The following is a 22,585-nucleotide window of genomic DNA, read 5'->3' as shown; positions in this document are numbered from 1 at the left end:
GGATGCGCGTGAACCGGCGCGAGCGGCACGGCGCGGGCAAAGAAGCCGGCGCTTTTACAAACGCGCGTGCAAAAGTCGATTGCAGCGCGGGCGGTTCAGCGATCGACCGAACGCGCCGCGCGCAGATCGGAAGGCGTCGCGCCGTCGCGGATCGCGCGCAGGAGCGCGTCGAGCAGCGCGATGTCGAACGGCTTGGACAGCACGCGCGCGCCGACCTGCCGCGCGCGGTCGAGCTCTTCCGCGTAACCCGTGACGAGGATCACCGGAATGCGCGGGTGAAAGCGCTGCATCATTTCGGCGAGATCGATGCCGTTCATCTGCCCCGGCATGTGAATGTCGGAGAGCACGACATCGAACGGAAAACCGGCCGATGCGTCGGCGCGCGCGGCTTCGAGCATCGTCGCGGCGGCATCGGCGTTGAAGAGGTAGGTGACGTGGTGGCCCATCATCGTGAGCAGCGCTTCGGTGCCGGCGGCGACTTCCTCGTTGTCCTCGACGAGCAGCACGCGCAAGCCGTCCGCTTCCTGCGACGCCGCCTGTTCGTGCTTCGCGGCCGCGCCGGGCGCCGCCGCCGTCGCGCGCGGCAGGTACAGACGCACGGCGGTGCCCGCGCCGATCGCGCTGTCGATGGTCGCGAGCCCGCCCGCGCGCTCGCAGAACGCGAACACCTGCGGCAGGCCGAGGCCCGTGCCCATGCCTTTCGGCTTGGTCGTGAAAAGCGGTTCGAACGCGCGCCCGAGCACTTCGGCGCTCATGCCGAAGCCGTTGTCTTCGAGCGTGATCTGCACGAATTCGCCGGTGATCGGAAAGCCGTCCTCGTGGCGAAAGCGCACGTTGCCGGCGCGCACGGTGAAGGTGCCGCCGTTGGGCATCGCGTCGCGCGCGTTCACCGCGACGTTGATGAGCGCGAGCTCCAGTTCCGCCGGATCGACGCGGATCGCCCACACCTCCGGCGCGACTTCGACGCTGAGCGCCACCTTCGCGCCGAGCGATGCGCGCAGCAACTCGCGCCCCGCCGGCACCCATTTGCCGATCGCGATGATCTCGCTGCGCAACGGCTGCTTGCGCGCGACGCCGAGCAGTTGCCGCGTGAGCGACTGGCCGCTTTTCAGCGCGCGTTCCATCGCCGTGAGTTCGCGATCGAGGCCGGGCGCGCCGCGCCGCCGCGCGATCTGCACGTTGGTCGAGACGATCATCAGCAGATTGTTGAAGTCGTGCGCGACGCTGCCGACGAGATTGCCGAGCGCCTCCATCTTGCGCGCCTGCCGATACGCCGATTCGATCGAGCGGCGCATCGACGCTTCGGCCTGCCAGCGCTCCCACGCTTCCTCTTCGGTCGCGAGGCGCCGCAACGACTGCGCGATTACGCCCCACAGCACGACGCACGGCGCGAAGATCGAGAGCGCGAGCACGCTCAGATGCTTCCACCATGCCGACCAGATCGTCGCGATCGGATAGCCGCTCGATACATAGGCCGGATACCCGCCGACGCGCCGGAACGCGACGATCTTCAGCTGATCGTCCAGCCCCGAAACCATCCTGACGACGCCGCTTCGGCCGCCCGCGCGGTACGCCTCGCGCAGCGGCGAGCTGGCCGCGAGCGCCATGCGATCGGCCGGGCGCGGCGGATACCACGCGAGCACTTCGCCGTCCGCGCGCGTCAGACCGAGCGACACGCTCGGGTTATCGCCGATCAGCTCGCGATAGAACGCGCTGAAATACGATGGGCGCAGCGCGATCGTCACCATGCCGTCGAACGCGCCCGCCGGCGTGCGCCGCGCGATCGCCGTGTTGAACACCTGCTCGCCGGCGACGCGGCCGACCATCACGCGCGAAATCCGCTGGCTCTGGCCGGCGCGCAGGCCGCCGAAATCGTCGCGCTCGGCAACGGAGATGTCGGGCGTCGGCCAGATGCGGCTCGTCGCGAGCAGCTTGCCGTCGGCGCCGAACACGGATGCCGCCGCAACTTGCTGATAGGAGCCGCTGATCGCCTTGAGGCGCTGATGGATCGTGGCGCTTTCGCGGCGGATCGCGCCGGCGTCGAGGCCGTCGAGCAGATCGACGATGCGCTCGTTGAGCGTCACGTTCAAATCGAAGACTTTCAGCGCGTGTTCTTCCGCGACGCGGGCGTTGCGCGCGACCAGATCGGAGGCGTCGGCGACGCGCGCGTGGTAATCGGTGTATGCGGTGATGGCGACGTACACGCACGGCAGCACGACCGCCGCGACCAGCAACGCATAGAGCGTCAGGCGCTGCGCGGCGAAGTTGCGCTCGGGCACCACCGGAAAAGGCGGTTCCTCCTGCCACGACTGCGCGGCGGGAACGGCGTCGGACTCCTCACGTTGCAGCGTCATTTTTGGCAGCGAATTGGAAAACTTACTCATGGCCCGTACCTTTCGTACGCGGTAGCGGGCGTGGACGGTGCAACCGCAACTAGGACGCACGAAGCATGCCGGATCGGCGCGACTCAGCCTTCCCGGCCGTCGAACGAAGCTTGCACGCGGCGCGCAGTTAGCGAGATTCTTGGAAGCGCAAACGTACACAAAAGCATGGACTGACAGCGCATCGGAACACATCGAGCAGAATTCACCCGTATCGAACCTTATTTCATCATATTAATTCTCGCTTGGCGCCTCATCGAGTTGCTTTGACATTCTGATAATCAGACAATGCAATCCTCCGATCCGAAACGCCGCTGAGAGCGTCGGCCGGGGAATACAAGCAGCCTCCCGGCGCGCGTCGGGGCGAAGTACCGCTTGCCCGGCAGATGCGGGCAGGCAGCGCGACCGAGCGAGGAGAAAAAGGCCAAGGTCCGGAATCTCCGGATCACGCACGGGGCAGGCAACATGACGCCGATCGAGAGCCAGCATCCATCGCGCACTGGGCGCGCGCTGATTACACAGCGCCCGCCCGCCGCGTGGCGCGCCGACGTCGACAGGCGACGCGCCTGGCTCATCGCCGCCGACCTGCATCTCCGACAGCGCCCGCATTCCCGCCGGGCCCAAGGGCTCACGCCGGTTCTTCCGTGAACATCGCTATAAAGATCGCTGCGCGGATGCCGTAATCCATACGAGAGCCCGCCGTGTCCGTCGACACGACCGTTCTCCGCCCGAAAACAGCCTAAAAGATCCTGCCGACCATGCCGTTGCCGATTGTCATTGCCGATGATTCACTGCTCGCGCGCAAGGTGCTGACGCGCGCGCTGCCCCCGGACTGGGACGTCGAGATCTCCTACGCGACCAACGGGCGCGAGGCGCTCGAGCACTATCGGGCCGGCCGCGCCTCGGTGATGTTCCTCGATCTGACGATGCCCGACATGACGGGCTATCAGGTTCTCGACGCCTTGCAGCACGAAGATCTGAATACGTTCGTGATCGTCGTATCCGCCGATGTGCAGCCGATGGCCCAGGAACGCGTACGCGCGCTCGGCGCGATCGCCTTCCTGCCGAAGCCGGTGACGCCCGAAGCGCTGCGCCCCGTATTGAAGGAGTACGGTCTCCATGCTTGAAACCGCCCTCAACGAAGATCAGCGCGACGCGCTGCAGGAAGTGGCCAACATGGCGATGGGCCAGGCCGCGACGCGTCTTTCGAAGCTGCTCGGCACGTTCATCGAGCTGTCGGTGCCGCGCGTGCGCGTCGTGAGCGTGGCGGAGGCATCCGCGGCGCTTTCGGAGATGACCGGCATCACCGATACCGTCACCGCCGTGCGCCAGGGCTTCCGCTCGGACATCAAGGGCGAGGCGATCGTGCTCTGCAAGAGCGGCAGCGTCGATCAGCTGTGCGCGCTCGTCGACGATCCCTACACGAAGTCCACGTACACGACGACGACGCGCACCGAGCTCGTCTTCGATATCGCGACGGTGCTGATGGGCGCGTGCGTGTCGTGCATTCTCGACCGCCTTGGCCGTTCGCCGATTTTTTCGCCGCCCGGCATGCTCGGCTCGGACATCGGGCTCGACGAGGTCTTTCAGCCCGCGATGCTCGCGTGGAAGACGGCGCTCCTGCTCGAAGTGAATTTCGCGCTCGAAGACCACAGTTTTCGCGCGCATCTCGTGATGCTGATGGCCGAGGACGCGATCGCGCATCTGAGCGAAGCGCTCGATGCGCTGCTGTCGAGCCTCTGACGAATGGAAGACCTGCGCCATCTGCTGAGCGAGCTGGTGATCGAGCGTGTCGGATTCGGCATCTTCGTGCTCGATCGCGACCTCAACGTGCTGATGTGGAACCGCTTCATGCAGGACCACAGCGGCAAGACGGCCGAGCAAGTGATCGGCAAATCGATTTTCGCGAGCTTTCCGGAACTGCCGCGCGTGTGGTTCACGCGCAAGGTCGAAAGCGTGTTCCAGCTCGGCAGCTTCGCGTTCAGTTCGTGGGAGCAGCGCCCGTATCTCTTCAAGTTCGACCACGACCGGCCGATCACCGGCGGCGTCGATTACATGCAGCAGGACTGCACGTTCATGCCGCTCACGCTGGAGGGCGACGTGCGCGCCGTCTGCGTGACGATTTCCGACGTGACGCACGCGAGCATGATGCAGCGCGCCCGCGACGAAGCCGTCGCGAAACTGCAGGAATTCGCGGACCGCGACGGCTTGACCGGCATCGCGAACCGGCGCTATTTCGAGCTGCGATTGCGCGACGAATTCCAGCGCTGGCATCGCTACGGCGGCGAACTGTCGATGCTGCTCTTCGATCTCGACCATTTCAAACGCATCAACGACGATCGCGGCCACCTCGTCGGCGATACGGTCCTGCGCGTGATGGCCGAGCGCGTCGCCAAGGCCGTGCGCGTGCAGGACGTGTTCGGGCGTTTTGGCGGCGAGGAATTCGCGCTGCTCTTGCCCTGCACGAATTTCGACGACGCGATGATCGTCGCGGAGAAAGTGCGGAGGGAGATCGGCGAGACGCCCGTCGACGTGCAGAACGCGCGCGTGCCCGTGACGGCGAGCGTCGGCGTGGCGCGTGCGCGTACCGGCGTGACGTCGTCGTACGAAGCGCTCATCAACGAGGCGGATGCGGCGCTTTACACGGCCAAGCGCGAAGGGCGCAATCGCTCGGTGGGATTTGCCTGAAAACGCGCCTGAAACCGCCCCTGAAATTGCGCCCGATGCGCCGCGCCATGTCCCGCGCGGCTCCGGCGCAATCGGGCAAAGTATTGATATACTCTTTGCCGCTTCCGGCGCAGTCGCAGCCGGCTCGCGCCGGCTTTCTTCCTTGATCGTCCCGCTCAGCGCCAGGTGGTTCCGCGCGCGCCGGGCCGCGTCGGGTCCGGCGCCCGATCTCTTAATTTGCCCGTGGGGGCGCCACAGCGGAGTTCGTCTTGGCCGTTTCCAACATCATCGCTGACGATCCTGCCCCCGACGCCGCGAAAACGTCGTCGGGAAGCTCGTTTTATCTCGCGATGCGTATCCTTCCGGCTGCGCAGCGCGACGCGATGTACCAGATTTACGCGTTCTGCCGCGCGGTCGACGACATCGCCGACGAAGGCACGCTGCCGCGCCGCGAGCGCGCGCTCGCGCTCGACCAGTGGCGCGAGGACATCGATGCGTGCTACGCCGGCGCGCCGAAGAAATCGCTCGAAGCGCTCACGCAGCACATCCAGGCTTTCCGGCTTTCCCGCGACGACTTCCACGCCGTGATCGACGGCATGGCGATGGACGCCGCCGGCGATATCGTCGCACCCGACGAAGCCACGCTCGACCTCTATTGCGACCGCGTGGCGAGCGCCGTCGGCCGGCTGTCGGTGAGGATCTTCGGGATGCACGAGGACGCCGGCCGGCGGCTCGCGCATCATCTCGGGCGCGCGCTGCAACTCACCAACATCCTGCGCGACATCGACGAAGACGCCGAAATCGGCCGCGTGTATCTGCCGCGCGAGTTGCTCGCGCGCGAAGGCATTTCGACGAGCGATCCGGCGAGCATCGTCGGCGACGCACGCCTGCCGCGCGTGTGCGCCGTGCTGGCCGAGCGCGCGAGGGGCCACTACGCGCAGTCCGACGCGATCATGGCGGCTTCGCCGCGATCGCAGGTGCGCGCGCCGCGCATCATGTCGGCGGCGTATCGCACCGTGCTCGACGCCAATCTCAAACGCGGTTTCGACCTGCCGCGCACGCGCGTGCGGACGCCGCGCTCGCGCCTGCTGTGGATCGTGGCGCGCAATCTGATCTGATGTCCCGGCGGGTTTTCGTCGTCGGAGCGGGCATCGCCGGTCTTGCCGCCGCGGTCGAGGCGCAACGGCGCGGCGCGCGCGTCGTGCTGCTCGACGCCGCGCCTCACGCGGGCGGACGCTGCCGCTCTTTCTTCGATACGAAGCTCGGCGTCACGCTCGACAACGGCAATCATCTGCTGCTTTCGGGCTACCAATCGACGATGGCGTACCTGCGCGCGATCGGCGCAACCGATACGCTGATCGGCCCGACGCAGCCCGACTATCCTTTTTTCGATGTCGCGAGCGGCGACGCGTGGACGATCCGCATGTCGTCCGGACGCCTGCCGCGCTGGATCTTCGATGCCGACGCGCGCGTGCCCGGCACGCAGCCGGCCGACTACCTGCCGTTTCTGCCGCTCCTGTGGGCGAAACCGGGCCGCACGGTCGAAGAATGCGTGCGGCGCAAGGATCGCGTATGGAACCTGCTCGCGCGCCCGCTCTTGCGCGCGATGCTCAACGCCGATCCGTCCGAGGCGAGCGCGGAACTCGCGGCCGGCCTGCTGCGCGAAACCGTCGCGCAAGGCGGCCAGGCGTGCCGTCCGCTCATCGCGAGAAGCGGGTTGTCGCACGCGTTCGTCGAGCCCGCGCTGCGGCTCTTGCAGTACGGCGGCGCGGAGATCCGGCTCGGCTCGCGCGTCGCGGCCGTCGGGGTATCCGGCACGGATTCGACGGAGCGTGTAAGCTCGCTCGCTTTCGACGGCGCAGACCCGCTGACGCTCGCGCCCGGCGACGGCGTGGTGCTCGCCGTGCCGCCCGATGCGGCCCGGCGCCTCGTGCCGGGGTTGAGCGCGCCGGACGCATCGCGCGCGATCGTCACCGTGCATTTTGCCGTCGATGCACCCGTGGGCTTCGAGCCGCTGACGTGTCTCGTCAACGGCATGTCGGACCGGCTTTTCGCGGCCGACGGACGGCTCTCGGTCACGCTGTCGAGCGCCGGCCAATGGCTCGCGACGCCGCACGAAGAGCTCGCGCAGGCGGTCTGGCGCGAAGCGGCGAAGGCCGTGCGGATGCCCGCCGTGCCGACGCCGCCCTGGCAAGTCGTCGTCGATGAACATGCGACGTTTGCCGCCGTGCCGGCGCAGGAAGGCTTGCGGGCCGCCACGCGCACCCGCTGGCGCAATTTCACGCTCGCGGGCGACTGGACGGCGACCGGCCTGCCCGCGACGATCGAAGGCGCGATCCGCTCCGGCCAGAAGGCCGCGGATGCGCTGTTGAATCAATCGATGGAACGCTGATGAACGATTTATCCCTTTCGGCCGTGGGCGCGCAGGTTTCGGGCGCGCCGCTCGACGCCGCCGTCAACCACGCCACCGATGCGCTGCTCGCGGCGCAACATCCGGAAGGCTACTGGCTCTACGAACTCGAAGCGGACGCAACGATTCCCGCCGAATACGTGCTGCTCGTCCACTATCTCGGCGAGACCGCCGACGAAAAGCTCGAAGCGAAGATCGGCCGCTATCTGCGCCGCATTCAGCGCGAGGACGGCGGCTGGCCGCTTTTCACCGACGGCGCGATGGATGTCTCCGCGACCGTGAAGGCGTATTTCGCGCTGAAGATGATCGGCGATTCGCCCGACGCACCGCACATGGAGCGCGCCCGCGCAGCAATCCTCGCCGCGGGCGGCGCGGAGAAAGTGAACGTGTTCACGCGTATCCTGCTCGCGCTGTTCGGCGTCGTGTCGTGGCGCGCGGTGCCGATGATGCCCGTCGAGATCATGCGTCTGCCGATGTGGTTCCCGTTCCATCTGTCGAAGGTGTCGTACTGGGCGCGCACGGTGATCGTGCCGATGCTCGTGCTCAACGCCAAGCGCCCGCGCGCCCGCAATCCGCGCGGCGTGCGTATCGACGAAGTGTTCACGAACCCGCCGGTCAATACCGGGATGCCGTCGCGCGCCGGGCACCAGAGCCGCGGCTGGTTCGCCTTTTTCCGCGTGGTCGATTCGATTCTGCGCGTCGCCGATCCGCTTCTGCCGAAAGCCGGCCGCGAACGCGCGATCGATGAAGCCGTGCGTTTCGTCGACGAGCGGCTGAACGGCGAGGACGGCCTCGGCGCGATTTTCCCGGCGATGGCCAACTCGGTGATGATGTACGACGTGCTCGGCTATCCGCCCGAGCATCCGAACCGCGCGATCGCGCGCAAGTCGCTCGACAAGCTGCTCGTCATCGACCCGGCCGACGACGGCGAAGCGTATTGCCAGCCGTGTCTGTCGCCGGTGTGGGACACGTCGCTCGCGGCGCACGCGCTGCTCGAAACCGGCGTGCCGAAGGCGCGCGCGGCGGTCCGGCGCGGCCTCGACTGGCTGGTGCCAATGCAGATTCTCGACGTGCGCGGCGACTGGGTTTCGCGCCGCCCGGACGTGCGGCCCGGCGGCTGGGCGTTCCAGTTCGCGAACCCGCACTATCCGGATGTCGACGACACCGCCGTCGTCGCGATGGCGATGGAACGCGCCGATCGCGAAAACGGCACGGCGCTGTACGGCGAGTCGATTGCGCGCGCGCGTGAATGGGTCGTCGGCATGCAGAGCAGCGACGGCGGCTGGGGCGCGTTCGAGCCCGAAAACACGCAGTTTTACCTGAACAACATCCCGTTCTCGGATCACGGCGCGCTGCTCGATCCGCCGACCGTCGACGTTTCCGCGCGCTGCCTGTCGATGCTCGCGCAACTCGGCGAGACGTCGTTGAACAGCGAGCCGGCGCGTCGCGCGTTCGAGTACATCGTGCGAGATCAGGAGCGCGACGGAAGCTGGTACGGGCGCTGGGGCATGAATTTCATCTACGGCACCTGGTCGGCGATGTCCGCGCTGAACGCGGCGGGCGTCGCGCCGACGGACACGCGCATGAAGCGCGCGGCGGACTGGCTCATCGGCATCCAGAACGACGACGGCGGCTGGGGCGAGGACGGCGACAGCTACAAGCTCGACTATCGCGGTTATGAGCAGGCGCCGAGCACCGCGTCGCAGACGGCGTGGGCGCTGCTCGGGCTGATGGCGGCCGGTCTCGTCGAGCATCCAGCGGTCGCGCGCGGCGTCGGCTATCTGCTGAAGACGCAGCAAAAGCACGGCCTGTGGGATGAAACGCGCTTCACCGCGACCGGTTTTCCGCGCGTGTTCTATCTGCGATACCACGGCTATCGCAAGTTCTTCCCGCTGTGGGCGCTCGCGCGCTATCGCAATCTGACGCGCGACGGGCTCACGCGCGTGACGGCGGCGATGTGAACGCGCCCGTCGTCGCCGTGACCGGCATGGCGTTCGAGGCGAAGATCGTGCGCGGACGCGGCGTCGATGTCGTATTCGCGGCGCGCGCCGATCTGCTCGAGCGCGCGCTGTCCGATGCGCTCACGCGCGGCTGTTCGGGAATCGTCAGCTTCGGCACGGCGGGCGGGCTCGCACCGGATCTGAAGCCGGGCGCGCTGATCGTCGCCGACAGCGTGTGCGGTCCTTTCGGCGAGCTGCATACCGATGCGGCGTGGTCGGCGCGCATCGTCGATGCGTTCGCGGGCACGCCCGTCGAGCGCGTCACGCGGCGCGGCAAGACGGCTGGCGTCACGGCGCCCGTCAAGACCGAGGCGGAAAAGCGCTCGCTGCATTCGTCGACGGGCGCGCTGGCCGTCGATATGGAATCGCATATCGCCGGGGCCATCGCGACGGCGCGCGGCTTGCCGTTCGCAGTGTGCCGCGCCGTGGTCGATCCCGCGTGGCGAACGTTGCCGACCGCCGCGACGGCCGGTTTGCGCGATGACGGCACGACGGCGATCGGTCCGATTTTGCGCGAATTGGTCCGCGATCCGGCGCAGTTGGGCGCGCTTCTGCGCCTTGCATCCGATGCCCGCGCCGCCCGCGCGACGCTCGTGCAGGCGCGGCACGCGATGGAATCGGCGCGGGCGTTGGCGGTGGCATAACGCTTCGGTCTCATCCCTTGCTTTCTGCGGGTTAACCCTCATCTCGGTATAATCAGGGAAAACCCTGATCGAGCGCGCGTCTACAGGAACTCCGCGACGCGCGCAGCAATGAAAGCGAGGGACCGCAAATGAATTTCCACACCCGTAAATGGGTCAAGCCCGAAGACCTGAACCCGAACGGCACGCTCTTCGGCGGCAGCCTGTTGCGCTGGATCGACGAAGAAGCCGCGATCTACGCCATCTCGCAGCTGGGCAATCAGCGCGTCGTGACCAAGTTCATGTCGGAAATCAACTTCGTGAGCTCGGCGCGGCAGGGCGACATCATCGAACTCGGCATCACCGCGACGCAATTCGGCCGCACGTCGATCACACTGCGCGCCGAAGTGCGCAACAAGATCACGCGAAAAAGCATTCTGACCGTCGAGAAGATGGTGTTCGTCAATCTGAACGAACAGGGCGAGCCCTCGCCGCACGGCCGGACGCAAATTCGCTACGCGGATGAATTGTTCGAAGCCTATCGCCGCGATCAGGGCGTCGTCGAAGCGCCGAAAGTGTCGGGCGACGACTTGCTCGAAGAAGTCGCGGAAGAAGCCGCACATTAAAGAGAAAACGGGCGCCGAAGCGCCCGTTTCGTTTTACGAGCTCGTCACTTCGCAGGCTGCGCTGCGGGATCGTCGTACTGCGGCAATCCCTGCGCCTTGCTCGAACTCGCCGACGGCTGAGTCTTCGGCGCATTCTCTCCCGGCGCAGGCGATTTCCCGCCGACGCCACCGGCCGGCGATGCCGCCGCGCCCGGATCCACATACGTCGGCAAGCCTTGCTCCGTGCTGCCGCCGCCGGTTTCGCCCGGCGCGCTCGCGCCTTCGGGCGCCGATGCGCCTTCGTCGCCGTAGTCGGGCAGCGAGCTCGCGCCGCCGCCCGTCAGCAGATACTGACGCCGCTGCGTATACGCGTCGCGCACGAACGCGTATTTGTCGAGGGCGGCAGCGGAAAGCAGATCGGTCGCGCCGATCAGGTCGGCCCGCGCGCTCACGAAGTTCAGGCCGAAGAGCGGCCAGCGAATCTCCGCATCGGAATAGCTCAACGGATTCACGCGCCAGTCGACGAGCCACGTCGTCGAGTCGCGGAACGAGCTCGGGCCGAGCAGCGGCAGCACCAAATACGGTCCCGATGGCATGCCGTAGTGCCCGAGCGTCAGCCCGAAATCCTGATGATGCTTCGGCAGACCCGCCGGCGATGCGATATCGATCAGACCGCCGATGCCGAATACCGAGTTCATCGCGATACGCATCAGATCTTGCGTCGCATCGGTGATCTTCAACTGCAGCAGGTTGTTCGCGAAGTTGGAGAAATCGCCGAGATTCGAGAAGAAGTTGCTGACGGCCGTGCGGAACGGGCTCGGCGTGTAATCGACGTAGAACTGCGCGACCGGCTTGGCGACATAGGTATCGAGCGTGTCGTTGAACGTGAAGATCTTGCGGTTCATCGGTTCGAGCGGATCCTTCGGATTGCGATCCGGGCCGGTCGCGCATCCCGTCGTCGCGAGCGCGCCCACAATCGCGAGACTCAAGCCCAATTTACGCACAGCACGAGCGGTCAAAGCCGTCGATCCCGACTTCATTCTTCAATTCCTCTTAGGTTGTCATGTCGTTGCGCCGCCCTGAGCTTCGCGCGCGCCGCCGCGCGCACCTTGCGCGGCTTGCCCATCAATACCGGCTGAAAGACCACCGCACCGATCAGCGTGCAAAAGAGCGACAGCGCCAGCAGCCGTCCCATGCTGGACGTGCCCGGATGATGGGAAAACCACAGGCTGCCGAATGCGGTCGCGGTCGTGGCCGCACTGAACATAACGGCATGCGTGAGACTGGACTGAAGCAGCCGGGTCTGGCCGGAACGCCACGCCATCACGAAATAGATCTTGAAGGCGACGCCGACGCCCAGCATGAGCGGCAACGCGATGATGTTCGCGAAGTTGAGCGGCATCCTGAAGACGACGCACAATTCCAGCGTGACGATCGCGGAAACGAGCAACGGTACCAAAGTTCTCAGAACGTCGCCAAAACGGCGCAGCGCGATCCACAGCAGCACCGCGATCGCGATCAGCGAATAGAGCGCCGCCTGCTCGAACGCCTTGATGATCGTTTCCGCCGAATGACGCACGGAGATCGGCCCGCCGATCGCGTTCGGCTCGGCTTTCTGCACGGCATCGGCGAAGTGCGCGAGCAGCGCGTCGTCGTTGGGATCGACGCCAGGCGGAATCTTCGGCGCGACATCGACGAGCGCCTGGCCGTTCGGCGTCACGAACGACGCGACCATGTGCGGCGGCAGCGTTTCGCGCGTGATCTCCGCCGGCGTGAGCAGCGCGCGCAATTGCGCGAGCGCGATACGCAGCGGCTCGGCCATCGCATGCTCGGCGCGATCGCGCGTCGCGGCGTCGGCTTGCGCCAGCTTCGCGAGCGTTTCGGACAGATGCTTCGCTTCCTTATCGCCCGGACCGGGATGCTCGTCGGCGGCGAGCGAGAGCTGGCTCGATACGCGCTTCAACGCCGCCACGCGCACGGCGTCCGTCACGGGCGAGGCCGTCTGCTGATCGAGCGCGGGCAAAAGCTGATCGGCGGCGGCCTCGATCAGTTCGAGCTTCTTCGGCTGATCGCCGGGAATGAGCGACGAGAGCGTCGTGGCGCTGCCGACTTCCGGCAGCTTCTTCAGCTTCGCGGCGATGGCATCCGCATCGGCGAGCGAGGGCGCGAGCACGGCGACGTCGTTCACCGCGCCTTCCGGCGAGTCCTGCAGCGAGATGAGCGTCGCCATCGACTCGGTGTGCGGATCCTTCAGATGCAGCGGATTGAAGTCGAATCGCAGATTGAAGAGCAGCGGCAGCGCGCCGATCACGATGACGAGCGTGCCGATCAGCACCGGCTTGCGATGCCTGTCGAGGAACTCGTCGACGGGCGCAAGAACCGGAAAGCCCGGCGATTGCGCTTCGCCCGGCGGCGCGAACACCTTGATGAGCGCGGGCAGCAGCGTCATGTTGGTGGCATACGCGACGAACATGCCGACGCCCGCGATCAGCCCCAGCTCCGACACGCCGCGATACGCGGTCGGCAGAAACGAGAAGAAGCTCGCGGCGGTCGCGGCGGCGGCGAGCGTGAGCGGCACCGCGACATGGCGCGCGGTTTCCGCGAGCGACACATCGAGCCGCTTGTGCTTGTAGCGCTCTTCGCGATACTTCACGCCGAACTGGATGCCGAAGTCCACGCCGAGTCCGACGAAGAGCACCATGAACGCGACCGAGATCATGTTGAGCGCGTGGACCATCATGAGTCCGAGCGCCGCCGTGATCGCGAGCCCGACGAAAAGCGTGATGAACACCGCGAGGATCATGCGCTTGGAACGCAGCGCGACCCAGAGGATCATCAGCACGACGAGGAAGGTCAGCACGCCGTTGAGCACGGCGCCGTCCTGCACGGACGCGAACTCTTCGTCGGCGAGCGGCTGCGCGCCCGTCAGATGCAGCGTCGCGCCGTACTTCTTGTCGATGCCGAGTTCCGCCGCCTTCGCGCGAATCTCTTCCGAGGTGCCCGCCGCCGCCTTCAGCGCGTTGAAGTTCAACTCCGGCAACACGGTGACAAACGCGCGCCCGGGCGCATCGTTCGGCGATGAATCCGCGAGGCCGCGCCATGAGAACGCCGCCGGCTGATTCGCCAGCACGCGATCGAGCACGGTCGCGCTCTTGCCGAGCAAGCCGGCCATCTGGCCGAGATTGACCTGTCCGAGCGTCAGCGGCAGGTTGAGCGTGGTGTTGAGCGTCTGCGCGAGGCCGGTGAGCGTCGGGTCGTGCGCGAGCGTATTGATGAGCGGACGCGCCTGCACGAGCTGTTTCGTGACCTGCTCGACCTTCTCCGTCGGGAGATAAAGCAGTCCGTTGTGCTCGAAGAACTCGCCGCCCGCCGGTTGCGACACCGACCTGAAGCGCTCCGGCTCTTTCGCGAGCGCGGCGGCGAGCGCGCTTGCGGCGGCATCGGCGAATTCCTGCGCGGGCGCCTGAACGACGATCAGCAATGCCGCGCCGCGCTGCGGAAACGCTTCCTCGATGGCCTTGCTGCGCGCGGCCCACTCCGGCTCCGTCTCGATCAGCTGGCTGACGTCGGTGCTGATCTTGAAGTGATGGACGACATAAATCGTGGACAGCACGCCGAGCAGCAGCGAAACGGCGATAATCCACGCCGGCCGGCGAATGGCGAGGGTGACGAAGCGAGTAATGTTGGACGTCAGCATGAAGACGTTACCTGGAGTGCCTGTTATTTTTGCGCGCGCGAGCGCGTGAATCGCATGATGCCGCGCAAGTATACCGGGCGCACTGAACGGTCCGTCCTTGAACTGTTACGCTGGCAAGGTGTCGATATACTGACTCGCAGCCGCCTGGCCGCTCCTGCAACGTCCGAAGGCCGCACTACCCGCGCCACCAAACCTGATTAGAGAACGGGTGCCATGAAACGCTATCTGTCTATTTGCTTCGCTTTCCTCCTTGCCTCGATGTCTTTCACAGGCGAGGCATTCGCACAAACGAGTCCCGATGCCGTCGTCAAGAATGCCGTCGAAGGCACGGTCAAGGCCATGAAGGCCGACCCGCAGGCGCGCGGCGGCGACATGGCGAAGATCACGCAACTCGTCGAGACGCGTTTCCTGCCCGCCACCGACTTCCAGCGCACGACGCGCATCGCGGTCGGCAAGGCGTGGGCGACCGCCACGCCCGAGCAGCAGAAGCAGCTTTACGACCAGTTCCAGACGCTGCTGGTCCGCACCTACGCGGCATCGCTCGCGCAGCTCCGCGATCAGGACGTGACCTTCAGGTTCGACGCGCCCAACGTCGACGCCAACGCGAAGGACACCGTCGTCGAATCACATGTCATTTCCACGGGCGGCGACAATCCGGTGCGCTATCGCCTGCAGAAGACCCCGCAGGGCTGGAAAATCTATGACATCGACATGATGGGCGCATGGCTCATCCAGGTCTATCAGCAACAATTCGTCGGTCAGCTGCAAAAGGGCGGCGTCGACGGTCTCATCAAGTTCCTTTCCGAGCATAACGCCCGTTCCGCGGGCTGATCGCCCTCTGTCAGGGCGGGCCGGGCTTCAGGTGCGGCGGTGCTCCACCGCGAATTTGATGAGTTCGGCCTGTCCGTCGATATCCAGTTTGCGCTTCATGTTCTGTCGATGCGTTTCCACCGTCCGCACCGACAGCCCATGCTGCTGCGCAATCTGCTTGCTCGATAAGCCTTCGGCGAGCGCATCCAGAATGTCGAGTTCGCGCGGCGTCAGGCGTTCGAGCGGCGTCTGCATCGACTGTGCCTGGATCATGCGCGCGGCCAGCCCGGCACTGAAAAACGTCTTGCCGGCGAGCACCGCGCCGATCGCCTGAATGATCTCGGCGGCGGGCGAATCCTTCAGCACGTAGCCGCTCGCGCCCGCGCGCACCGCCTGCTTCACGTATTCCACGTTGTCGTGCATCGACAGCATCAGCACGCGGATACCCGGATGCCGCTCGTGGAACAGCGCCGCGAGTTCGATTCCGCTCATGCCGGCCATGCCGACGTCCATTAGCGCGAGATCGGGCGGATTCGCTTCGTCGGCGGCGAGCGCGAGCGCTTCCTTCGCGTTGCCGGCCTCGCCGATCACGCGCAGATGCGGCACGGAGTCGAGCCGCGCGCGCAAGCCGTCGCGCACGAGCGGATGGTCGTCGACCAGAATGATGCGGGCGATTTCAGCGCTCATCGGTATGTCCTTGAAGATTCGGTGCGGCGAGCGGCAGCGGTACGCGCGCCACGATCGACGTGCGGCCCGGCTGCGAGTCGATCGCGAGCGTGCCGCCGAGCGTGTCGAGCCGCTCGCGCATGTTGCGCAGGCCGATGCCGCTCGCCGGATCGGAAAACGCGTCGTGCGCGTCGAAGCCGCGGCCGTTGTCGGTGATGTCGAGCGTGACGGCGTGCGTCGCGATATCGAGCGTGACCGCCGCGCGCGAAGCCTGCGCGTGCCGCGCGACGTTGGTCAGCGCTTCCTGCGCGATGCGGAAGAGCACGGTATTGACGGGATCGGGCAGCGTCGCGCGTTGCGGTGCACAAGGCTTGCCCTCGGCGGTCGCTTCGAAGCGCACTTCGGGGCCGTCCTGTCCGTCGAATTCGCGCGCGAGCTGTTCGAGCGCGGCGGCGAGGCCGAGATCGTCGAGCATCGCGGGACGCAGCGCGTGCGAGATGCGGCGCACTTCGCGCAGCGTGCCGGAAAGGCGTCCGAGGCTCGTCGCGAGCGCGGCTTCGGCGGTCGGTTCGCGCGCCGCGCTCCGTTCGAAACGCGCCAGCGCCGATTCGAGGAGCAGCTTCACGGAGACGAGCATCTGGCTGATGCCGTCGTGCAATTCGCGCGATAGCCGCGCGCGTTCCTGTTCCTGCGAATCGACGACTTGCCGCGCGAGGCGCTTCAACTTCGCGTCCGCGCTGCGGTGCTCGCTGATGTTGAGCACCGCGCCGCACACCGCGATGATCGCGAGCCCGAAAAGCGCGATCGCGCCGATCCACATGAGCGTGCGGCGGATATTCCCGGCTGCCTGCGAATCGATGCGCGCGAGCGTCGTCTCGACATCTTCCAGATAGATGCCCGTGCCCATCATCCAGCCCCAGCGTTCGAGCGGCACGACATAGCCGAGCTTCGGCGCGATCAGTCCGGTCGACGGACGCCGCCACACGTAGCGCACATAGCCGCCGCCTTTCGACGCCTGTTGAATCAGCTCCTGGATGGTCAGCGCGCCGTTCGGATCGCGCATGAGCCAGAGATCGCGTCCGACGAGATCCGGCTGGCGCGGATGCATCAGCGACGTGCCGCGCATCGTGTAGACGAAAAAGTAGCCGTCCTGCCCGAAGTCGAGACGTTGAAGCGCATCGAGCGCGAGGCGGCGGCGTTCGTCGTTGCTGCGCGGATCGTCGGCGGGTGCGTCGTAATAAGGCGCGATCGCGCTCGTCGCAATCTCGACGTAATGGCGCAGTTCGATCTCCTTGCTCGACAGGTACGCGGCCTGCGTCGTGTCGTGCTGCGCTGCTGCGAGCGCTTGCGCCTGCTGGCGCACGCCGTAGGTGATGCCGCCGATCGCAAGCGCGAACGGCACGATCGCGAGCAGGAAAATCTTTGCCTTGAGATTCATCGATACAGGGTGTTCACATTCGAAGCCGCGGCGCGCCGCTTGCTGGAAACACAGGGTTTTCCGCTACGTGAAGCCACGTAGCGCGCATAAGTAGTTATGCGCTTGTAAGCGCCCGGGCGAAAGCGAATACTACCGCCCAATGCGCTATCACGGCGCAATCATCGGCCCGGAAGGGTCAATAACTAAGGAGACGCCATGAATCGGGCTTCCGGATTCCTGGTCTGGATCGCGCTCGCGCTACTGGGCGCGTTCGCATTCGGCACCATCGCGCTCGCGCACGGCGAGCGGATCAGCGCACTATGGATCGTCATTGCGGCGGTCTGCGTCTATCTCATCGCTTACCGCTTCTACTCACGCTTCATCGCGACGAAAGTGCTGCAGCTCGACGGCCTGCGCATGACGCCGGCCGTTCGTCACAACGACGGTCTCGACTACGTGCCGACCAACAAGTACGTGCTGTTCGGCCATCACTTCGCGGCGATCGCGGGCGCGGGTCCGCTCGTCGGCCCGGTGCTGGCGGCGCAGATGGGCTACACGCCCGGCATGCTGTGGATTCTCGCGGGCGTGGTGTTCGCGGGCGCGGTGCAGGACTTCGTCGTCCTGTTCATCTCGACGCGCCGCGATGGCCGCTCGCTCGGCGATCTCATCAAGATGGAACTCGGCACCGTGCCCGGCGTGATCGCGCTGTTCGGCGCGTTCCTCATCATGGTGATCATTCTCGCGGTGCTCGCGCTGATCGTCGTGAAGGCGCTGACGAATTCGCCGTGGGGCACGTTCACGGTTGCCGCGACGATTCCGATCGCGCTCTTCATGGGTGTCTATACGCGCTACATTCGCCCGGGACGCATCGGCGAGGTTTCCATCATCGGCTTCGTCGGTCTGATGCTCGCGATCGTGTACGGCGGACAAGTCGCCGAATCCGCGACGCTCGCGCCGTACTTCACGTTCACCGGCGTGCAGCTCGTGTGGATTCTGATCGGCTACGGTTTCGTGGCGTCGGTGCTGCCGGTATGGCTGCTGCTCGCGCCGCGCGATTATCTGTCGACGTTCCTCAAGATCGGCACGATCCTCGGCCTCGCGATCGGGATTCTCATCGTCGCGCCCGAACTGAAGATGCCGGCCTTCACGAAGTTCGTCGATGGCACGGGTCCCGTGTGGTCGGGCAATCTGTTCCCGTTCCTCTTCATCACGATCGCATGCGGCGCGGTGTCGGGCTTCCACGCGCTGATCTCGTCGGGCACGACGCCCAAGATGATCGACAACGAAGTCAACATGCGCTTCATCGGCTACGGCGCGATGCTGATGGAATCGTTCGTCGCGATCATGGCGCTCGTCGCCGCGTGCGTGATCGAACCGGGCGTCTACTTCGCGATGAACAGCCCGGCCGCGCTGCTCGGCTCGACGCCCGAAGCGGTCGCGCAGACCGTCTCGGGCTGGGGCTTCGTGCTGACGCCCGACATGCTGACGTCGACGGCGAAGGCGGTCGGCGAGACGACCATCGTCGCGCGTGCCGGCGGCGCGCCGACGCTCGCGGTCGGCATGGCGCACATTCTTCATCAGGTGATCGGCGGCCCGGCGATGATGGCGTTCTGGTATCACTTCGCCATTCTGTTCGAGGCGCTGTTCATCCTCACCGCCGTCGATGCGGGCACGCGCGCCGGCCGCTTCATGCTGCAAGACTTGCTCGGCACGTTCCATCCGGCGCTGCGCCGCACGGAATCGCTGCCGGCCAACCTCGTCGCGACGGGCCTGTGCGTCGCCGCGTGGGGCTACTTCCTGTATCAGGGCGTGGTCGATCCGTTCGGCGGCATCAACACGCTGTGGCCGCTCTTCGGCATCTCGAATCAGATGCTCGCGGGCATCGCGCTGATGCTCGGCACCGTGGTGCTGTTCAAGATGAAGCGCGAACGCTATGCGTGGGTCACGCTCGTGCCGACTGCGTGGCTGCTCATCTGCACGTTGACGGCCGGCTGGCAGAAGATTTTCGATGCGAATCCGAAGGTCGGCTTCCTCGCGCACGCCGGCAAGCTGAAGGACGCCTACGACGCGGGCAAGGTGATGGCGCCGGCGAAGTCGCTCGCGGAGATGCAGCGCATCATCTTCAACGATTACGTCGATGCGGCGCTTGCCGGCCTGTTCATCTTCGTGGTGTTGAGCATCGCGGTATATGGCGTGCTGGCCGTGCTGCGGGCGCGTCGCGAAGCGAAGCCGACCGTGCGCGAAACGCCGTTCGAAGCGATGCCTTCCGGCGCTTCCACCGCGGTGCGCGCGGGCCACTAAGGAGTCGAGCGATGTTCAGCGATCTTCGGCAGGCAGGACGGTATCTCGGCCAGACGATGCGTCTGATGGTCGGGATGCCCGATTACGACGCATATGTCACGCACATGCAGACGACGCATCCCGACAAGCCGGTGATGAGCTACGCGGAGTTCTTCCGCGAGCGGCAGGAGGCGAGGTACGGGTCGGGAGCGGGGAAGTGCTGCTGAGTTGATGCTGCTGGGTGGTGATTGAAGATAACGCGACGGTGAGAGCCGTCGCGTTTTTTTTGGGCGCTGCGCGAGGTGCGATCCAGCCGACCGCATGATAGTCGCGACGGCGCGTTCGCTATCCGCTCCGCTGGTGACCAAGGACCGGCAGATTCGAAGCTACGAACACGTCACGACGATTCGGTAGCAGAGAAAACAAAAAGGGCGAATGACCCAAGCCATTCGCCCTTTCCACGCTCCGTTCAACCGAAGCTCAATTCACCGCCGCCGCCGTCTTGGCGCCCTTGTTCTTCTGCGCGCGGCCGATCTCTTCCAGCTTGATCTCGACGTGCTTCGAGAACACGTACTCGGCCGGACGCTGCTTGTCGATCGGCAGATCCTTCGCGAACGCGCCCGTCGTGCGCGGGCCCGACAGCGCGATCTTCGCGGCCTTCAGCGGATGCGCCACCGTGTCCATCACGGCGGTCGCCTCGAAGCCGCAGTGGACCATGCAGTCCGCGCACTTCTCGTACTTGCCCGTGCCGTACTTGTCCCAGTCGGTGGTTTCCATCAGTTCCTTGAAGGTCTTCACGTAACCTTCGCCGACCAGATAGCACGGCTTCTGCCAGCCGAACACCGTGCGCGCCGGGTTGCCCCACGGCGTGCATTGATACGTCTGGTTGCCCGCGAGGAAATCGAGGAACAGCGTCGACTGGCTGAACGACCAGTTCTTGCCGTTGTTGCCGCGCTTGAAGATTTCGCGGAACAGGTTCTTCGTCTTTTCGCGATTCAGGAAGTGCTGCTGATCCGGAGCGCGCTCGTAGGCATAGCCCGGCGAAACCGTGATGCCGTCCACGCCGATCGGACCGAGCGTGTCGAAGAACTTCGCGACGCGTTCCGGCTCCGCATCGTTGAACAGCGTGCAGTTGATGTTCACGCGGAACCCGCGGCGCTTCGCTTCCTTGATGGCCGCGACAGCCTTGTCGTACGTGCCCGGCTGCGAAACCGAGTGATCGTGCGCCTCGCGATCGCCGTCGAGATGCACGGACCAGACGAAGTACGGGCTCGGCTCGTAATCGTCCATCTTCTTTTCCATCAGGAGCGCGTTCGTGCAGAGATACACGAACTTCTTGCGCGCCATGATGCCCTTCACGATCTGCGGCATTTCCTTGTGCAGCAGCGGCTCGCCGCCCGCGATCGACACGACCGGCGCGCCGCATTCGTCGACGGCTTCGAGGCATTCCTGCAGCGACAGACGCTGGTTCAGGATCGGATCCGGATAGTCGATCTTGCCGCAGCCGTTACAGGCGAGATTGCAGCGGAACAGCGGTTCCAGCATCAGCGCGAGCGGGTAACGCTTGGTGCCCGTCAGGTGTTGCTTGAAGATATAGGCGCCAACGCGGGCCTTCTGGAGCATCGGGATAGACAATTGTGTCCTCTCCTTATTCTTCGCGAACCGCGGCTGCCGCAACGGCGGCGACCGGCTGAGTGAGCTTCGCGGGGAGTTTGAATTCGACCTTTTCCTCGCGGCCGTTCATCGTCGTGACTTCGACGTGTCCGAACGCGCGCAGGGCATCGATCACATGTTTGACCATTTCCTCGGGCGCCGAAGCGCCCGCGGTGATGCCGACCGTTTGCACGTCGGCAAACCATTCCGGCTTGATCTCCGAACCGTCCGCGACGAGATAGCTCGGAACGCCGCTCTCGGCGCCGATTTCCCGCAGGCGGTTCGAATTGGAACTGTTGGTGGCGCCGACCACGAGCAGCACATCGACTTGCGTGCTCAGCTCGCGCACGGCGGCCTGGCGATTCTGAGTCGCGTAGCAGATGTCGCGCGTGTCCGGGCCGACGATATCCGTGAAGCGGCGCTGCAAGGCATCGATGATGCCGCGCGTGTCGTCCACGGAAAGCGTCGTCTGCGTGACATAGGCGACGGGCGTATCGGGCGCGAGCGTCATTGTCGCGACTTCGGCTTCACTCTGCACCAGCACGACGACGCCGGGAATCTGCCCGATCGTGCCTTCGACTTCCGGATGACCCGCATGGCCGATCAGAATGAGCGTGCGCCCCTGCGATACATACTGGCGGCCCTGCACATGAACCTTGGTGACGAGCGGGCAGGTCGCGTCGAGCACGTCGAGCCCGCGCGTCCGCGCATCTTTCTCGACGCTCTGCGCGACGCCGTGCGCGCTGAAAATCGCGACCGCGCCGTGCGGCACTTCATCGAGTTCTTCGACGAACTTTGCGCCCTTGCTGCGCAGGTTGTCGACCACATGACGGTTATGAACGATCTCGTGACGCACATAAACCGGTGCGCCATGCCGTTCGAGGGCCCGATCGACGATTTCGATCGCACGGACCACGCCCGCACAAAAGCCGCGGGGTTGAGCAAGGATGATACGCATATTCGAACGAACTCCGACTGGCGCGGGTCTCGGGTTAGCCGGCGCGAAGCTCGCACTTTCCCGAAGACCTGGCCACGAACGACGCTCGGAAGCGTCAGGAAGGCCGGGGAAAGCAGACCGGAAAAAAAGACACGGTGGGATCGGTCTGCGCGCCGAAGTTGACCGCGTATTCTAACGCGTTCCCTTTTTGGGTGCTCAATGCCCGCTTCACTTCGCGACGCGCTTCGGCACACGCAAATACGGCGATTTTGAGAACCCAGTAAACTGTCGGACGCTTCGGACCGCATGGCGTCGAGATCCGCGCCACGCGCCCTTGCCGCGCGGCCTCGCGGAGCGGCTCGCCGCGCTGTTTCCCTGGTGTATTTTTCGCGCAACGCCGGGTCGATCGCGCCATCGGCTGCGCCACTGTTTTCAAGCTAAT

At 65.6% G+C, this 22,585-nt stretch carries 19 protein-coding genes and 1 pseudogene; 12 read left to right on the top strand and 8 right to left on the bottom strand.

The genetic code is table 11. From position 1 onward, the window contains the following. Nucleotides 1-95 precede the first annotated feature (95 nt). A complete protein-coding gene (locus BG60_RS17970; protein WP_034472255.1) occupies nucleotides 96-2,354 on the bottom strand; it encodes a hybrid sensor histidine kinase/response regulator in 2,259 nt (752 codons plus the stop codon). A 785-nt stretch (nucleotides 2,355-3,139) separates the two neighbouring features. On the opposite strand from BG60_RS17970, the gene BG60_RS17960 reads away from it, so the two are divergent. The 8 genes from BG60_RS17960 (at nucleotide 3,140) to BG60_RS17925 (ending at nucleotide 10,704) form a co-directional block, all read left to right on the top strand. Next, nucleotides 3,140-3,508, top strand: a complete 369-nt coding sequence (locus BG60_RS17960) for a response regulator (RefSeq protein WP_008354266.1) — start codon at nucleotides 3,140-3,142, stop codon at nucleotides 3,506-3,508. Continuing rightward, nucleotides 3,501-4,124 (top strand): chemotaxis protein CheC, encoded by a 624-nt coding sequence (locus tag BG60_RS17955; protein ID WP_008354267.1) that lies wholly within the window; start codon nucleotides 3,501-3,503, stop codon nucleotides 4,122-4,124. Before BG60_RS17960 ends, BG60_RS17955 begins: the two co-directional genes overlap by 8 nt. Before the next feature lie 3 nt (nucleotides 4,125-4,127). Further along, a complete protein-coding gene (locus BG60_RS17950; RefSeq protein WP_008354268.1) occupies nucleotides 4,128-5,069 on the top strand; it encodes a sensor domain-containing diguanylate cyclase in 942 nt (313 codons plus the stop codon). Between the two features lie 248 nt (nucleotides 5,070-5,317). Continuing rightward, nucleotides 5,318-6,166 (top strand): presqualene diphosphate synthase HpnD, encoded by an 849-nt coding sequence (gene hpnD / locus BG60_RS17945; protein ID WP_008354269.1) that lies wholly within the window; start codon nucleotides 5,318-5,320, stop codon nucleotides 6,164-6,166. Continuing rightward, the gene (gene hpnE / locus BG60_RS17940) at nucleotides 6,166-7,440 is read left to right on the top strand and encodes a hydroxysqualene dehydroxylase HpnE (RefSeq protein ID WP_008354270.1); all 1,275 of its coding nucleotides are present in this window, start codon (nucleotides 6,166-6,168) and stop codon (nucleotides 7,438-7,440) included. The genes hpnD and hpnE overlap by 1 nt, the downstream gene beginning before the upstream one ends. Continuing rightward, on the top strand, nucleotides 7,440-9,419 hold the full coding sequence (gene shc / locus BG60_RS17935) for a squalene--hopene cyclase (RefSeq protein WP_034472252.1): 1,980 nt from the start codon (nucleotides 7,440-7,442) through the stop codon (nucleotides 9,417-9,419). The genes hpnE and shc overlap by 1 nt, the downstream gene beginning before the upstream one ends. 26 nt (nucleotides 9,420-9,445) lie before the next feature. Next, entirely contained in the window at nucleotides 9,446-10,102 is a 657-nt protein-coding gene (locus tag BG60_RS17930) for a phosphorylase (RefSeq protein ID WP_051079095.1), read from the top strand. Nucleotides 10,103-10,230: 128 nt separating this feature from the next. Next, nucleotides 10,231-10,704: an acyl-CoA thioesterase gene (locus BG60_RS17925; RefSeq protein WP_008354273.1), complete on the top strand. Its 474-nt coding sequence runs from the start codon at nucleotides 10,231-10,233 to the stop codon at nucleotides 10,702-10,704. Nucleotides 10,705-10,748: 44 nt separating this feature from the next. On the opposite strand, the gene BG60_RS17920 is transcribed toward BG60_RS17925, so the two are convergent. Together BG60_RS17920 and hpnN are read right to left on the bottom strand one after the other, a co-directional pair. Further along, nucleotides 10,749-11,723 (bottom strand): MlaA family lipoprotein, encoded by a 975-nt coding sequence (locus BG60_RS17920; RefSeq protein ID WP_008354274.1) that lies wholly within the window; start codon nucleotides 11,721-11,723, stop codon nucleotides 10,749-10,751. Continuing rightward, nucleotides 11,720-14,380 carry a hopanoid transporter HpnN gene (gene hpnN / locus BG60_RS17915; RefSeq protein ID WP_008354275.1) on the bottom strand — a complete coding sequence of 887 codons (2,661 nt, stop codon included), beginning with the start codon at nucleotides 14,378-14,380 and terminating at the stop codon, nucleotides 11,720-11,722. Before hpnN ends, BG60_RS17920 begins: the two co-directional genes overlap by 4 nt. 213 nt (nucleotides 14,381-14,593) lie before the next feature. On the opposite strand from hpnN, the gene BG60_RS17910 reads away from it, so the two are divergent. Continuing rightward, nucleotides 14,594-15,211: an MlaC/ttg2D family ABC transporter substrate-binding protein gene (locus BG60_RS17910; protein WP_008354276.1), complete on the top strand. Its 618-nt coding sequence runs from the start codon at nucleotides 14,594-14,596 to the stop codon at nucleotides 15,209-15,211. A 27-nt stretch (nucleotides 15,212-15,238) separates the two neighbouring features. On the opposite strand, the gene BG60_RS17905 is transcribed toward BG60_RS17910, so the two are convergent. Both BG60_RS17905 and BG60_RS17900 read right to left on the bottom strand, forming a co-directional pair. After that, the gene (locus BG60_RS17905) at nucleotides 15,239-15,877 is read right to left on the bottom strand and encodes a response regulator (RefSeq protein WP_008354278.1); all 639 of its coding nucleotides are present in this window, start codon (nucleotides 15,875-15,877) and stop codon (nucleotides 15,239-15,241) included. After that, nucleotides 15,867-17,294: a cache domain-containing protein gene (locus BG60_RS17900; RefSeq protein ID WP_008354279.1), complete on the bottom strand. Its 1,428-nt coding sequence runs from the start codon at nucleotides 17,292-17,294 to the stop codon at nucleotides 15,867-15,869. Before BG60_RS17900 ends, BG60_RS17905 begins: the two co-directional genes overlap by 11 nt. A 195-nt stretch (nucleotides 17,295-17,489) precedes the next feature. Here BG60_RS17900 and BG60_RS17895 point away from each other — a divergent pair, with 195 nt between their 5' ends. From BG60_RS17895 to BG60_RS39555, 3 genes and pseudogenes are all read left to right on the top strand, one after another. Beyond that, entirely contained in the window at nucleotides 17,490-19,574 is a 2,085-nt protein-coding gene (locus BG60_RS17895) for a carbon starvation CstA family protein (RefSeq protein ID WP_008354280.1), read from the top strand. Nucleotides 19,575-19,585: 11 nt separating this feature from the next. Further along, nucleotides 19,586-19,780 carry a YbdD/YjiX family protein gene (locus tag BG60_RS17890; RefSeq protein WP_008354281.1) on the top strand — a complete coding sequence of 65 codons (195 nt, stop codon included), beginning with the start codon at nucleotides 19,586-19,588 and terminating at the stop codon, nucleotides 19,778-19,780. 79 nt (nucleotides 19,781-19,859) lie between these two features. Continuing rightward, nucleotides 19,860-19,967 (top strand): annotated as a pseudogene (locus tag BG60_RS39555) (PIN domain-containing protein); the annotation flags it as partial. 66 nt (nucleotides 19,968-20,033) lie between these two features. On the opposite strand, the gene hpnH reads toward BG60_RS39555, so the two are convergent. The 3 genes from hpnH to BG60_RS38255 all read right to left on the bottom strand — a co-directional run bounded on the left by hpnH (nucleotide 20,034) and on the right by BG60_RS38255 (nucleotide 22,579). After that, nucleotides 20,034-21,188 carry an adenosyl-hopene transferase HpnH gene (gene hpnH / locus BG60_RS17885; RefSeq protein ID WP_008354282.1) on the bottom strand — a complete coding sequence of 385 codons (1,155 nt, stop codon included), beginning with the start codon at nucleotides 21,186-21,188 and terminating at the stop codon, nucleotides 20,034-20,036. Between the two features lie 13 nt (nucleotides 21,189-21,201). Next, nucleotides 21,202-22,164, bottom strand: coding sequence for a 4-hydroxy-3-methylbut-2-enyl diphosphate reductase (ispH, locus tag BG60_RS17880; RefSeq protein WP_008354283.1), 963 nt, complete (start codon nucleotides 22,162-22,164; stop codon nucleotides 21,202-21,204). A 94-nt stretch (nucleotides 22,165-22,258) separates the two neighbouring features. Continuing rightward, complete coding sequence (locus BG60_RS38255) at nucleotides 22,259-22,579, bottom strand: hypothetical protein (RefSeq protein ID WP_152563215.1); 321 nt, start codon at nucleotides 22,577-22,579, stop codon at nucleotides 22,259-22,261. Nucleotides 22,580-22,585: the final 6 nt, after the last annotated feature.

The sequence above is a fragment of the Caballeronia zhejiangensis genome, from assembly GCF_000698575.1.
GTDB lineage: Bacteria > Pseudomonadota > Gammaproteobacteria > Burkholderiales > Burkholderiaceae > Caballeronia > Caballeronia zhejiangensis.
This window is presented reverse-complemented; position numbering and strand designations above follow the sequence as displayed.

What these genes read in the sequence shown, in the direction of transcription:
- BG60_RS17950 (WP_008354268.1), top strand. Translation starts at nt 4,128, where the DNA reads ATGGAAGACCTGCGCCATCTGCTGAGCGAGCTGGTGATCGAGCGTGTC.
- BG60_RS17960 (WP_008354266.1), top strand. Translation starts at nt 3,140, where the DNA reads ATGCCGTTGCCGATTGTCATTGCCGATGATTCACTGCTCGCGCGCAAG.
- BG60_RS17970 (WP_034472255.1), bottom strand. Translation starts at nt 2,354, where the DNA reads ATGACGCTGCAACGTGAGGAGTCCGACGCCGTTCCCGCCGCGCAGTCG.
- BG60_RS17900 (WP_008354279.1), bottom strand. Translation starts at nt 17,294, where the DNA reads ATGAATCTCAAGGCAAAGATTTTCCTGCTCGCGATCGTGCCGTTCGCG.
- BG60_RS17895 (WP_008354280.1), top strand. Translation starts at nt 17,490, where the DNA reads ATGAATCGGGCTTCCGGATTCCTGGTCTGGATCGCGCTCGCGCTACTG.
- hpnN (WP_008354275.1), bottom strand. Translation starts at nt 14,380, where the DNA reads ATGCTGACGTCCAACATTACTCGCTTCGTCACCCTCGCCATTCGCCGG.
- BG60_RS17905 (WP_008354278.1), bottom strand. Translation starts at nt 15,877, where the DNA reads ATGAGCGCTGAAATCGCCCGCATCATTCTGGTCGACGACCATCCGCTC.
- BG60_RS17925 (WP_008354273.1), top strand. Translation starts at nt 10,231, where the DNA reads ATGAATTTCCACACCCGTAAATGGGTCAAGCCCGAAGACCTGAACCCG.
- BG60_RS17930 (WP_051079095.1), top strand. Translation starts at nt 9,446, where the DNA reads ATGGCGTTCGAGGCGAAGATCGTGCGCGGACGCGGCGTCGATGTCGTA.
- hpnE (WP_008354270.1), top strand. Translation starts at nt 6,166, where the DNA reads ATGTCCCGGCGGGTTTTCGTCGTCGGAGCGGGCATCGCCGGTCTTGCC.
- shc (WP_034472252.1), top strand. Translation starts at nt 7,440, where the DNA reads ATGAACGATTTATCCCTTTCGGCCGTGGGCGCGCAGGTTTCGGGCGCG.
- BG60_RS17910 (WP_008354276.1), top strand. Translation starts at nt 14,594, where the DNA reads ATGAAACGCTATCTGTCTATTTGCTTCGCTTTCCTCCTTGCCTCGATG.
- BG60_RS17890 (WP_008354281.1), top strand. Translation starts at nt 19,586, where the DNA reads ATGTTCAGCGATCTTCGGCAGGCAGGACGGTATCTCGGCCAGACGATG.
- ispH (WP_008354283.1), bottom strand. Translation starts at nt 22,164, where the DNA reads ATGCGTATCATCCTTGCTCAACCCCGCGGCTTTTGTGCGGGCGTGGTC.
- BG60_RS17920 (WP_008354274.1), bottom strand. Translation starts at nt 11,723, where the DNA reads ATGAAGTCGGGATCGACGGCTTTGACCGCTCGTGCTGTGCGTAAATTG.
- BG60_RS17955 (WP_008354267.1), top strand. Translation starts at nt 3,501, where the DNA reads ATGCTTGAAACCGCCCTCAACGAAGATCAGCGCGACGCGCTGCAGGAA.